Consider the following 13,694-nt stretch of genomic DNA (forward strand, 5'->3'; position numbering starts at 1 on the left):
AAATACGCGATGACGGAAGCTGTGCCAGAATCTTTCGATCCGTAATCGCATAACAATAGCCATGACCGACACGCTGCAGGAAGAGCATGCAGCCGCAGATCACGCGATGCGCAACTGGACCTTCGAGAGGCAGGGTCCGGTCCGGATCGGTTCCGATGCGCACAAGCAGATGTTCTGTCGGATGCTGCTCGACACACACAATCCGTACAAGCCGGCGGTAATCGACTGGCCGGCGCTCCAGCCGGCCGAACTCAGGCGGCTCACGTCGCTGCCGATCTGGGACATCGCGGTGCAAACGGAAGGCCGCGCGTCGATTCGCGTCGCGACCTACGCCGCGACGGTCGACGATCCGCTGTTGCGCCGCGCGCTCGAGATGGACGGCGGCGAGGAAGCCCGCCACAAGGTCGTACTGTCGAAGCTCGTCGAGGCGTACGGTATCCGGCTCGCGCCCGAGCCGGCCTATCCGGCGCCCGCCGATCCCGAATGGTCGTGGATGATGACGGGCTTCAGCGAATGCATCGACAGCTTTTTCGCATTCGGCCTGTTCCGCTCCGCGCAGCGCTCCGGCTATTTCCCGCCCGAGCTCGTCGAGACCTTCGAGCCCGTGATCCAGGAAGAAGGCCGCCATATCCTGTTCTTCGTGAACTGGTACGCATGGTACTGGCGCACGATGCCGTGGTGGCGCCGGCCGTGGTTCTTCGCACGCGTCGCGGCCGTGTGGGTGCAACTGATTCGTGACCGCATGAATATCGCGCGCGGCATCGATGCCGACGGCGCCGCGCGTGACGCGAATTTTCCGGCGACCGGCACCGCCGATATCGGCGATGCGCTGAACCCGCGCGAACTGATCGAGCTGTGTCTCGTGGAGAACGACCGGCGGATGGCCGGTTACGACAAGCGTCTGCTGCGTCCGATGTTCGTGCCGCGGATGGCGCGGCTCGCGCTGCGGTTTCTGAAGAAGTGAAGTCGGGCGCTTGCCGCGGATCATGCGGCAAGCGCCCGGATCGGCCCCCGCCCGTGGTTCGAGTGTGGCGCGCCCGATACATTCGCTTCCTCCCCTCTTTTTCCTCGACACATCGAGCGCCAGCGGCACGGCAGACACATTGCCGCACGCCGGATCTGACATTTCAGACACCGCCGCTCCCGCCAACGCTCGATCTTCGACGGCCTGTCGACGCCGCGCGGAACACCCGCCGCGTGCACGCCCGCTCGACTTCCGGCACGCGCGCCGATTCCGCCTTAACACCGACGCCAACGCGATCGTCAATAGGACAAAACCGATAAATTGACGCGAATTGTTTCGTCTGCGTGTCTGTAGCACTTTTTTACAACTTCCACGGCCCGGGCAGCCCGCAACGCCCGTCCCTCGGGCTCCGGCGCCGCGCGAAATGCGCAGATCAGCACAAACCAATGCACCCGACATCAGACAAATTCAATTACCAGATAACCAGTAAATACAAACACAAATTCAACACAAACCAAAATATTAATAAGTTAATAAAATATCAATAACATTATCCACGACCCCACCCTCAAACATTACAAACATGAAAGTATTCGATGGCGCGCAAACGTTTGCGCTCCGTTTCGTCTTACTTTTAGGTGGATCGATCGTGTTTCCTATCGCACACAACCATCATAAGCCATTGATTTATATGGATAATTTTCGCCAAGCCAACAGTAAAACGAACCCTGCCCGACCCATCCTCATATCTTTGACATTCGTTTCTCCGCAGCACGTCAAAACGTGATGCATTAACCATTCTTTAACTTTAAAAACACTTCATTTATCACTTTTTGTCAATCTACAAAATCCACCTCCAATAAAATCCGCCCATCAATTTTGAGATTCGCGCGAGCGCACGGAGCAATCCTCTAACAAAAGAGACCGGTGTGTGGCGTGCACATTTGGAGGTAGCAGGACATGAACCGCACATACCGCTCGATCTGGAACGAAGCGCTCGGCGCCTGGGTTGCAGCATCGGAAATCGATTCGGCACGGGGCAAGCCGAACAAGTCGGCCGTCGTGGTGGCAGCAGTCGCGGCTCTGGCGATCAGCCTGCCCGGATTGGCCGAAGCCAATACGCTCAGCACCCAGCAAACCTGCTTCACCGGAAGCAACAGTGCGGTCGGCCGCGTCAACCCGGGCGGTACGCAAAACCAGGCCGGCGACGGCTCCGGAACGTATTCGGTCGTCGCCGGGTGTAACGCCAACGGCAACGGTTGGACCGGTGTCACGGTGTACGGCTCGTTCGCGCAGGCGACCGGCAACGGCGCCGTCGCCACCGGCATGCAATCGTCGGCCGGCCTCTGGGGCGTCGCGGCCGGCCTCGAAACCACCGCCAGCGGCGCTGGCGCGACCGCACTCGGCTTCGGCTCGACGGCGAACGCACTGAACTCCGTCGCGATCGGCGGCGCGGGCGGCAACGGAACGACGCCGCTGTCGCAGGCAAACTCGACCATCGCATCGGGCGCGGGCGCAGTCGCCATCGGCAGCAACGCAACGAAGGGCTCGCAGTCCGCCGCGTCGGACGGCATCGCGATCGGCGGGCAGTCGTCCGTCGCATCGGCCGCCACGTCGGGCATTGCAGTCGGCCGCGGCGCAACCGTCAACGGTGCGTACGGCATCGCCCAAGGCGACGGCGCGGTTGCGGGTGTCGCGGGGAACACCTCGATAACGAATAACGTCGCAGTCGGGGCTGCAGCATCTTCGACAGGCGCCAATGCAATTGCACTGGGTGGCAGCGCCAAGGCATCCGGGGCCAACAGCATGGCAACCGGCTTCAACGCAAGCGCCACCGGAGCCACAAGTTACGCGGGCGGCTTCGGTGCGGTTGCGTCGAACACGGATGCAACGGCTATCGGCAATCAAGCCACTGCCAGTGGTGCGCAAGACACCGCCATCGGTGTGACGGCCATTGCGACGGGGGGGAACGGGGTCGCGCTCGGCAACAAGGCGGCCGCAACGGCCGGTAATGCAACCGCCGTTGGCGCGTCAGCCAGCGCGTCGGCCGGACAAGCATCGGCATTTGGCCTCGGCGCCAATGCAAGCGGCACGAACGCAACGGCGCTGGGTATCGGAACTGTCGCGTCGAATTTCGCTACGCTGGCTGCCGGCAATCAGTCGACCGCCGCGGGTTCCGCCGCTGTGGCACTGGGAAGTACTTCAACAGCGGGGGCGAATTCGTCGGTTGCAATCGGCGACACCTCGAGCGTTTCGTCGACGGCCGGTTTGGGTTCAACGGCGATTGGTTACCGTTCGACTGTCAAGTCCGGGGTCGGCGCCGTTGCGATCGGCAGTCAACAGACCGCGAGCGGTAACGGCGCGGTGGCGATCGGCGATCCGAACATTGCGAACGGCACGGGCGCCGTGACGCTGGGTGCAAACAACATCGCCGCAGGCAATGCGGCGGGAACGACAGCCGCGAACGGTGCCGTGGCAATCGGCAACAGCAACAGTGCGATCGGCCAGGGCTCGGTTGCACTGGGCAATAGCAGTACGACCACGGCGGCCGGCGGCATCGCGATCGGCGATACCGCAGTATCCGGCGCGACGAATGCACTGGCATTCGGGGCTGGCGCCAATGCGAACGTGACGGGCTCGGTTGCGCTCGGCTCAGGTGCGACCACGACCGCCGCCGCCGGTACAGCGACGGGCGGCACCGGTGCCGTCAGCAGCACGACGATCGGAAGTCAGACATTCGGGACCTATGCCGGCGCGAATTCGGCCGCTGGTGTTGTGAGTGTGGGCGCCGCCGGTTCCGAGCGCCGCATCCAAAATGTGGCGGCCGGCTTGATCAGTGCAAGCAGCACGGACGCAATCAACGGCAGCCAGCTTTACGCGGTGGCCAGCACCACGACGTCGAGCATCGTCAGCTTGTCGACTTCCACGTCGACGGGCCTGTCGTCGGCTAACAGCTCGATCACTTCGCTGTCGACGTCGACCTCGACCGGCATCAACTCGCTGTCCACCGGCCTCAGCTCGGCAAACAGTTCGGTCACGTCGCTGTCGTCTTCCACGTCGACAGGGCTCTCGTCGGCTAACAGCTCGATCACTTCGCTGTCGACGTCGACTTCGACTGGCATCAACTCGCTCTCCACCGGCCTCAGCTCGGCAAACAGTTCGGTTACGTCGCTTTCGTCGTCCACGTCGACGGGTCTGTCGTCGGCAAATAGCTCCATCGCTTCGCTGTCGACGTCGACTTCGACTGGTATCAACTCGCTGTCCACCGGCCTCAGCTCGGCAAACAGTTCAGTCACGTCGCTTTCGTCGTCCACGTCGACGGGGCTCTCGTCGGCGAATAGCTCTATCACTTCGCTGTCGACGTCGACCTCGACTGGCATCAACTCGCTGTCCACTGGCCTCAGCTCGGCTAACAGCTCGGTCACGTCGCTGTCGTCCTCCACGTCGACGGGGCTCTCGTCGGCAAATAGCTCCATCGCTTCGCTGTCGACGTCGACTTCGACTGGTATCAACTCGCTGTCCACCGGCCTCAGCTCGGCAAACAGTTCAGTCACGTCGCTTTCGTCGTCCACGTCGACGGGGCTCTCGTCGGCGAATAGTTCGATCGCTTCGCTGTCGACGTCGACCTCGACTGGCATCAACTCGCTGTCCACCGGCCTCAGCTCGGCAAACAGTTCAGTCACGTCGCTTTCGTCGTCCACGTCGACGGGGCTCTCGTCGGCGAATAGCTCTATCACTTCGCTGTCGACGTCGACCTCGACTGGCATCAACTCGCTCTCCACCGGCCTCAGCTCGGCAAACAGTTCGGTCACGTCGCTGTCGTCCTCCACGTCGACGGGGCTCTCGTCGGCGAATAGCTCGATCACTTCGCTGTCGACGTCGACTTCGACTGGTATCAACTCGCTGTCCACGGGCCTCAGCTCGGCTAACAGCTCGGTCGCGTCGCTTTCGTCGTCCACGTCGACGGGGCTCTCGTCGGCTAACAGCTCGATCACTTCGCTGTCGACCTCAACCTCGACCGGCATCAACTCGCTCTCCACTGGCCTCAGCTCGGTCTCGACGAAGACAGACAACCTGGGTAACAGCACCGCGTCCGCACTTGGCGGTGGTTCGACGTACGACCCGACGACGGGCACGGTCTCGGCTCCGGCGTACACCACGTACAACGCGAACGGCACGACGTCGACGGCCAACAGCGTGGGCTCGGCGATCAACAACATCAACAGCCAGGGCATCAAGTACTTCCACGCGAACTCGACCGGCGCCGACAGCACCGCGACGGGCACCGACGCCGTCGCCATCGGCACCGGTGCTGTCGCGGGCACGAACAACTCCGTCGCGCTCGGCGCGAACTCGGTGACTGCCCCGGCCAGCCCGACGAGCAGCGCGACCGTCAACGGCGTAACGTTCGGCGGATTCGCTGGCGCCACGCCGGTCGGCACCGTCAGCGTCGGCGACTTCAACAAAGAACGGCAGATCACCAACGTCGCCGCCGGCCAAGTAACCGAGACCAGTACGGACGCGATCAACGGCAGCCAGCTTTATTCCGTCGCCCAACAAGTCGGTACCGCGACCAGCGCCATTTCGTCGCTGTCGACGTCGACTTCGACGGGTCTGTCGTCGGCCAATAGCTCGATCACCTCGCTGTCCACTTCGACTTCGACCGGCCTGTCGTCGGCTAATAGCTCGATCACCTCGCTGTCCACGTCGACCTCGACCGGCCTGTCGTCGGCCAATAGCTCGATCACGTCGCTCTCGACTTCGACCTCGACCGGCCTGTCGTCGGCCAATAGCTCGATCACGTCGCTCTCGACTTCGACCTCGACGGGCCTCTCGTCGGCGAATAGCTCGATTACGTCGCTCTCGACTTCGACTTCGACCGGCCTCTCGTCGGCTAACAGCTCCATCACATCGCTCTCGACTTCGACTTCGACGGGTCTGTCGTCCGCCAACAGCTCGATCACCTCACTGTCGACTTCGACCTCGACGGGTATCAATTCGCTGTCGACCGGCCTCAGCTCGACCAACAGCTCGGTGACGTCGCTGTCGACTTCCACGTCCACCGGCTTGTCGTCGGCTAACAGCTCGATCACCTCTTTGTCCACGTCGACCTCGACCGGCATCAACTCGTTGTCGACCGGCCTCAGCTCGACCAACAGCTCGGTAACGTCGCTGTCGACTTCCACGTCCACCGGCTTGTCGTCGGCGAATAGCTCGATCACGTCGCTGTCCACTTCGACTTCGACCGGCATCAACTCGTTGTCGACCGGCCTCAGCTCGACCAATAGCTCGGTGACGTCGCTGTCGACCTCCACGTCGACCGGCCTGTCGTCGGCTAACAGCTCGATCACCTCTCTGTCCACGTCGACCTCGACCGGCATCAACTCGCTTTCGACGGGCCTTAGCTCGACCGATAGCTCGGTGACGTCGCTGTCGACTTCCACGTCCACCGGCTTGTCGTCGGCGAATAGCTCCATCACGTCGCTCTCGACCTCGACCTCGACGGGTATCAATTCGCTGTCGACGGGCCTCAGCTCGACCGATAGCTCGGTGACGTCGTTGTCGACCTCCACGTCGACCGGCCTGTCGTCGGCGAATAGCTCCATCACGTCGCTGTCGACTTCGACCTCGACCGGCCTGTCGTCGGCCAACAGCTCCATCACGTCGCTGTCCACATCGACCTCGACCGGCATCAATTCGCTGTCGACGGGCCTCAGCTCGACCGATAGCTCGGTGACGTCGCTGTCGACTTCCACGTCCACCGGCTTGTCGTCGGCGAATAGCTCGATCACGTCGCTGTCCACTTCGACTTCGACAGGTCTGTCGTCCGCGAACAGCTCCATCACGTCGCTCTCGACCTCGACCTCGACAGGTCTCTCGTCGGCGAATAGCTCGATCACGTCGCTCTCCACTTCGACTTCGACCGGCCTCTCGTCAGCTAACAGCTCTATCACGTCGCTCTCGACTTCGACCTCGACTGGCCTGTCGTCGGCCAACAGCTCGATCACGTCGCTGTCGACGTCGACTTCGACCGGCCTGTCGTCGGCCAACAGCTCGATCACCTCGCTGTCGACCTCGACCTCGACCGGCATCAACTCGCTGTCCACCGGCCTGAGCTCGACCAACAGCTCGGTGACGTCGCTGTCGACCTCCACGTCGACCGGCCTGTCGTCGGCGAATAGCTCGATCAGCTCCCTGTCGACTTCGACCTCGACCGGCCTCTCCTCGGCGACCAGCTCGATCACGTCCCTGTCGACCTCGACTTCGACCGGCATCAGCTCGCTGTCCACCGGCCTGAGCAGCACGGACAGCACGATCCTGTCGCTGTCCACGTCGACCTCGACCGGCATCGGCTCGCTGTCCACCGGCTTGAGCAGCACGAACAGCTCGGTGGCGTCGCTGTCCACGTCCACCTCGACCGCGATCAACGCCGCGAAGACGCACTACTACAGCGTCAACGACAACGGCGTGCAGCAAGCCAACTACGACAACACGGGCGCCACCGGCACCAACGCCCTCGCCGCCGGCGTGAACGCCAGCGCGGCGGGCGCCAGCAGCGTCGCGGTCGGCGACGGTTCGAACGCGCAGACGGCGGGTGCGGTCGCGATCGGCCAGAGCGCATCGGCAACGGGCGGCAAGGCGGTATCGATCGGCTCCGGCAACACGGCGTCCGGCGACGGCGCGGTCGCGATCGGCGATCCGAACGTGGCGACGGGCACCGGCGCGGTGGCGATGGGCGCCAACAACACGGCAACCGGCGACGGCGCGGTGTCCCTCGGCAACCAGAACACGGCAACCGGCGCCAGCGCGCTCGCCCTCGGCAGCGCGAACCAGGCCACCGCGGACAACACGATCGCGCTGGGCAGCCAGGCCACGGCCAGCGCCACCGGCGCCCAGGCCTACGGCTCGGCCGCCAAGGCCACGGCCGCCGACGCCCTCGCCTTCGGCACGAACGCGCAAGCGAACGTCGCGAACTCGATCGCACTCGGCGCGAACTCGGTCACGGCCGCGGCGGTCGGCACCTCGAGCGCCACGATCGGCGGCGTCACCTACCCGTTCGCGGGCGGCTCGCCGGTCGGCGTGGTGAGCGTCGGCGCACCGGGTCAGGAACGCCAGATCACGAACGTCGCCGCGGGCCGGATCTCGGCCACGAGCACGGACGCGATCAACGGCAGCCAGCTGAACGCGACGAACAACGCGCTCAACACGCTGTCGACGTCCACCGCGTCGAACGTCGCGTCGCTGTCCACCGGCATCAATTCGCTGTCGACCGGCCTGAGCACGACGAACAGCAACGTAGCGTCGCTGTCCACGTCCACGTCGACCGCGATCAACTCGCTGTCGACGGGGCTCAGTTCCACGAACAGCAACCTGACGTCGCTGTCCACGTCCACGTCGACCGGCATCGGTTCGCTGTCCACCGGCCTGAGTTCGACCAACAGCACGGTGGCCTCGCTGTCGACCGGCGTGACGAACCTCGGCGATCAAGTGAGCCAGCTGTCGACGACGATCAACAACAACACGGCGCGTACGGCGAACAACAACGGCGTCGCCGCCGACCTGAACGGCAAGGGCAACGACCTTCCGGTCGTCACGGCCGGTTCGAACTCCGTGGCGATCGGCGCGGCGTCGAACGACGGCGGTCGCTCGAACGTGGTGTCGGTCGGCAACGACCAGCAGCAGCGCCAGATCACGAACGTCGCGCCCGGTACGCAGGGCACCGACGCGGTGAACGTGAACCAGTTGACGCAAGTGCAGACGACGCTGTCGACGGCACTGTCGGGCCAGCAGGCGCAGATCAACTCGCTGGGTTCGCAACTGCAGCAGACCGACCAGATGGCGAAGCAGGGTATCGCGGCCGTCGGCGCGATGGCGTCGATCCCGCAGCTCGATCGCGACGCCAACTTCGGGATGGGCGTGGGCACGTCGACCTTCCTCGGCCAGAAGGCGATGGCGGTCAGCATGCAGGCGCGTATCACGGAGAACCTGAAGGCGTCGGTCAACGGCGGTTTCAGCGGCGGTCAGAAGGTGATCGGCGCCGGCATGCTGTATCAGTGGAAGTAACGCGTCGCGCCGCCCGGGCGTCCGGCTCGCCAGCCGGACGCCCGCGGCGCCGACGGCAGGACGAGCCCCGCTGCGCGCCGCGCGGCGGGCCTCGGTCAACCCAAGCTTTAAGGACGTCACCGTGAACAAACTCGCTTTTGCGCTCGCGCTTTCCGCAACGGTCCTCGCCGCGTGCTCGACCGCATCCGGCCCGACCTTCAGCGCCTCCGAACTGCAGCCGCGCGACGGCGTGCGCACCTTCCAGGTGGACTGCCACGGCCTGCTGTCGGGCCCGCAGACCTGCATGAAGGCTGCTCGCAAGATCTGCGGCGACGAGCCCGTGCGCGCCGTCGACTCGGCCCGCGCGCTGCGCGACAACGCCGATCCGGCCACGCTGGTGTTCCAGTGCGGCGCCGCGCCGGTCGAGGCGGCCTCGGCCGCCACACCCGCACCAGCCGCCGCCGCCGTCATCGAACGCGTGAACCTGTCGGGCGACGCGCTGTTCGCGACCGATCGCGCGACGCTCGCGCCGACCGCGCGCGAATCGCTGGACCGGCTGCTGAGCGAGCGCGCCGACCGCACGTACTCGCTGGTGACGGTCACTGGCTTCACCGACTCGGTGGGCAGCGACGACTACAACCTCGCGCTGTCGAAGCACCGCGCCGAATCGGTCGCTGCCTATCTGAAGGCGCATGGACTGAAGACCGATTCGATGACGGTCTCGGGCCGCGGCAAGGCCGATCCGGTCGCCTCGAACGCGACGCCGGAAGGCCGCGCCAGCAACCGTCGCGTCGAAATCCGGCTGCAGCACTGAGCCGCCCGCGGCCGCGCATGCGGCCGCGCGATCCGGCAGGCCGCACGCGCCGCGCCGGAATTCCGCCGGACCACCGGGCGCCGCAACGCCTGCGCCCGCTCCCGTTGGCCGTCGGCTATGTCAAAGTTCGTCACGCGCTGCCAAAACCGGCGGTTTCCATGCCACAATCGCCGCAAACAGTCGCCGGGGCAGCCCGCCCGACGCGCGCCGTGCCAGGCGTGCCCGACGACACGCCGGAATCCGGCCGCCGCCTTCGCGAATCTCGTCGACCGATTCGCGCACCGCGGCGCACCGGCGCGAATCCAACCATGACAATCCACGGCGCGCCGCTGCCGGCCAGACGCTCGACGCGATGCCGGACGCACGACGCCGCAGAGGAAACAACCGGTGACGGACATCAATGAAGCCGCCGCGGGCGGCACCCGCAAGCACCGGCCGGCGGTCGGCATCTCGCTGTTCGCGCGCGATGGCCAGGCGATCTGGGAAAACGGCATTCACCAGAACATCGCGTTCCTCGCGATGATGCTCAAGCGCTCGGATCGCGTCGGCCCCGTCTATTTCCTGAACGGCGGCGACGCCAATGCGCTGCCGGCCGGCCTCGAACTCGACGGCCTCGACATCCCGCTCGTGAAACCCGCCGACGTCACGCACGAACTCGACGTCGCGATCGAAATGGGCGCGCAGTTGCCCGTCGAATGGCTCCGGCACATGAAGGCGCTCGGCAAGAAGACCGCTGCGTTCTTCTGCGGGCACGTGTATGCGGGGCTGGGCGAAACGCCGATCTTCGGGAAACCGTCGGGGCACGTGTTCAACGGCGCGCCGTTCGACGAAGTGTGGCTGCTGCCGCAATACGACAAGACCGCCGCGCCGATGCTGCGGACGATCCTGCGCGCGCCCGTCCACCTGATGCCGCACATCTGGTCGCCGTACTTCCTCGAGCGCCGCGTGGCCGCGCTCGCCGACGAAGGCGCGACGTTCGGCTATCGGCCCGGCCAGCGGCCATGGAAGCTCGCGATGCTCGAGCCGAACATCTCGGTCGCGAAGTCCTGCCACTACCCGATGCTCGCTTGCGACGAGCTCTACCGCGCGCGGCCTGATGCGGTGCAACACATGTTCGTGGTCAACTCGATGCACATGAAAGAACATCCGACCTTCGTGCACTTCGCGAACAGCCTCGATCTCGTGCGCCAGCACAAGGCGACGTTCGAGCCGCGCATCGACCTGCCGGGCTTCATGGCGCGCCACGCGGATGCGGTCGTGTCGCACCACTGGGAAAACGGGCAGAACTATCTGTATTACGACGTGCTGTACGGCGGCTATCCGCTGATCCACAACTCGACGCTGATCGGCGACGCCGGCTATTACTACCCGGACTTCGACTCGGCCGCCGGCGGTCGCGCGCTGCTCGAAGCGTGGCTGCATCACGACGAACGTCTCGACGACTACCGTGCGAAAGCCGACCGGCTGCTGCACTCGGTCTCGATCGACAACCCCGCGAACCTCGACGCGTTCGTCTCGCGTCTGGTCGCCTGAACCGGAGCATACGCATGTCGGACTCCAATGCCCGTCAAGCGCCCGGCGAGGGCAAGCGTCTCGTCGTCGGCGTGTCGCTGTTCGTGCGCGGCGCCGGCCAGTCGCTGTGGGAAAACGGCATTTTCCAGAACTGCCTGCTGCTGATCCTGCTGCTGCGCCAGTCGCCGCTCGTCGCGGATGCCGTGATGGTCAACGGCGGCGAACAGGTCGCCGATCCGCAGATGATGCTCGGCGAGTGGAACGTGCCGCTGCTGTCGATGGACGAAGCGCTCGAGCGCTGCGACGTGCTGATCGAAATGAGCGCGCAATTCGGCGCGGATTACCTGCGCGCGTTCCGCGAGCGCGGCGGCAAGGTCGTCACGATGCGGGTCGGCAACGACTACGTGATCGACATCGAGCGCGCGATGTTCGACAAGCCGTCAGGCTTCCTGTTCTCGGGCGCGCCGTACGACGCGGTGTGGACGATTCCCGAATTCGAGCGCTCGTGCCTGCACTACTACCAGACGGGCTTGCGCGCGCCGGTCACGATCGTCCCGCACATCTGGCATCCGATGTTGTTCGACAAGGCGCGCGCGACGCTCGGCGCCGGTTTGTCGTTCGGCTATCGGCCCGGCAAGCCGCGCTGGCGCGTGACGATGTTCGAGCCGAACATCTGCATGGTGAAGACGAGCATCATTCCGATGCTCGTGACCGAGGAAGCGTATCGCGCGAATCCGGCATTCCTCGAATTCGTGCGCGTGTGCAACACGATCCACCTGAAGGATCACGCGACGTTCATCCACTTCGCGAAGAGCCTCGACATCGTGAACCACGGCATCACGACGTTCGAAAGCCGCTATGCGGTGTACGAGTTCATGGCTGCATACGGCGATGCGGTGGTGTCGCACACGTGGGAGAACGCACAGAATTACCTGTATTACGAGCTGCTGTACGGCGACTATCCGCTGATCCACAACTCGCCGTTCCTCGGCAAGGCCGGGTATTTCTATCCGGACTTCGACTGCCAGGCGGGCGGCCGCGCGCTATTGCAGGCGTTCGCCGAGCACGACGCGAATCTCGACGCATACCGCGAGCAGTCGAAGCACGTGCTCGACTCGGTCAGCATCTACAACCCCGAGAACGTCGCGGCCTATACGGACGCGATCGCCACGCTCTATCGCGACGCATGACCGATCCTCGTCCCACGGAGCCGAGCCGATGAAACTCAATGTCGCGATAACGATCAACGTGCAGCGCGACGCGACGCAGTCGATCTGGTACAACGGCGCGAACCAGCACTGCGTGTACCTGTACATGCTGCTGAAGCAGTCGCCGTTGATCGGCGAGGTCTGGCTCGCGCACGACGACGGCATCGCCGCGTATCCGCAGGCGCTGATGATGGACGCATTCGGCGACGCGCTGCGGCCGCTGTCGGCCGTCGTTCACCAGACCGACCTGCTGATCGAAATGAACGCGTTCGTCGATCCGTCTCACACGGACGTCGTGCGCCAGCGCGGCGGCAAGTGCGTGTCGTATCGGTTCGGCAACGACTACGTGATCGCGGTCGAGACGATCAACTTCGAGAAGAACGACTGGCGGCCAAACCCGCACCGCGTGCAGTTCGACGAGATCTGGACCAATCCGCAGCACATGCATACGTGCGCCGCGTATTTCCAGGCCGTGTACCGCGCGCCGGTGATCGAGCTGCCGCATATCTGGTCGCCGTATTTCATCGAACGCAGCCTCGACGCGGACCCTGAACTGAAGGCGCGCTTCGGCTATCGCAACCGCGGCCCGGCCAAGCGCATCGCATTCTTCGAGCCGAACCTGAACGTCGTGAAGAGCGCGATCGTGCCGATGCTCGCCGCGAACGCGTGCTACGTCGAGCATCCGGAACTCGTCGAGCACGTGTACATGACCAACACGTTCGACAAGAAGGAAAACGTCGCCTTCAAGCATCTCGCGCTCGGGCTCGAGATGGTGCGCGACGGCAAGGCCACCGCCGACGTGCGTGCGCCGTTCGTCGCGTGGGCCGCGCATCACACCGACATCGTCGTGTCGCACCACTGGGAAAACGGCCTGAACTACCTGCTGTACGACGCGCTGTACGGCAACTACCCGCTCGTGCACAACTCGCCGTTCCTGCGCGACGTCGGCTACTACTATCCGGACTTCGAGATCTTCGATGCGGCGCGCGCGATCGCGACCGCCGCGCAAACGCACGACGCACGGCTCGACGACTACGCGGCGGCCGCCCGCCGCTGCCTGCACCGGGTCGACACGCTCGCCGAGCACAACGTTCGCGCCTATTCCACGCAGATCCAGCACCTGTTCGCCGGCCGCCCGCTCGGCTGATTGCCT

At 64.7% G+C, this 13,694-nt stretch carries 6 protein-coding genes; all 6 read left to right on the top strand.

Translation table 11 applies throughout. The features are described 5' to 3' along the window. Positions 1–61 precede the first annotated feature (61 nt). The 6 genes from GJG85_RS23165 to GJG85_RS23190 all read left to right on the top strand — a co-directional run bounded on the left by GJG85_RS23165 (position 62) and on the right by GJG85_RS23190 (position 13,688). The gene (locus GJG85_RS23165) at positions 62–964 is read left to right on the top strand and encodes a hypothetical protein (RefSeq protein ID WP_050012211.1); all 903 of its coding nucleotides are present in this window, start codon (positions 62–64) and stop codon (positions 962–964) included. 960 nt (positions 965–1,924) lie between these two features. Beyond that, positions 1,925–9,028, top strand: a complete 7,104-nt coding sequence (locus tag GJG85_RS23170; RefSeq protein ID WP_204383871.1) for an ESPR-type extended signal peptide-containing protein — start codon at positions 1,925–1,927, stop codon at positions 9,026–9,028. A gap of 121 nt (positions 9,029–9,149) precedes the next feature. Beyond that, positions 9,150–9,821 carry an OmpA family protein gene (locus GJG85_RS23175; RefSeq protein ID WP_050012208.1) on the top strand — a complete coding sequence of 224 codons (672 nt, stop codon included), beginning with the start codon at positions 9,150–9,152 and terminating at the stop codon, positions 9,819–9,821. 387 nt (positions 9,822–10,208) lie between these two features. Beyond that, positions 10,209–11,354 carry a DUF2827 domain-containing protein gene (locus GJG85_RS23180; protein ID WP_089489672.1) on the top strand — a complete coding sequence of 382 codons (1,146 nt, stop codon included), beginning with the start codon at positions 10,209–10,211 and terminating at the stop codon, positions 11,352–11,354. A gap of 14 nt (positions 11,355–11,368) precedes the next feature. Continuing rightward, on the top strand, positions 11,369–12,523 hold the full coding sequence (locus GJG85_RS23185) for a DUF2827 domain-containing protein (RefSeq protein WP_124556315.1): 1,155 nt from the start codon (positions 11,369–11,371) through the stop codon (positions 12,521–12,523). Positions 12,524–12,551: 28 nt separating this feature from the next. Continuing rightward, positions 12,552–13,688 (top strand): DUF2827 family protein, encoded by a 1,137-nt coding sequence (locus GJG85_RS23190; protein WP_050016197.1) that lies wholly within the window; start codon positions 12,552–12,554, stop codon positions 13,686–13,688. Positions 13,689–13,694 lie beyond the last annotated feature (6 nt).

Origin of the sequence: Burkholderia sp. MS389 (assembly GCF_016899425.1) — a bacterium.
GTDB classification, from domain to species: Bacteria; Pseudomonadota; Gammaproteobacteria; order Burkholderiales; family Burkholderiaceae; genus Burkholderia; species Burkholderia sola.

What these genes read in the sequence shown, in the direction of transcription:
- GJG85_RS23165 (WP_050012211.1), top strand. Translation starts at nt 62, where the DNA reads ATGACCGACACGCTGCAGGAAGAGCATGCAGCCGCAGATCACGCGATG.
- GJG85_RS23170 (WP_204383871.1), top strand. Translation starts at nt 1,925, where the DNA reads ATGAACCGCACATACCGCTCGATCTGGAACGAAGCGCTCGGCGCCTGG.
- GJG85_RS23185 (WP_124556315.1), top strand. Translation starts at nt 11,369, where the DNA reads ATGTCGGACTCCAATGCCCGTCAAGCGCCCGGCGAGGGCAAGCGTCTC.
- GJG85_RS23190 (WP_050016197.1), top strand. Translation starts at nt 12,552, where the DNA reads ATGAAACTCAATGTCGCGATAACGATCAACGTGCAGCGCGACGCGACG.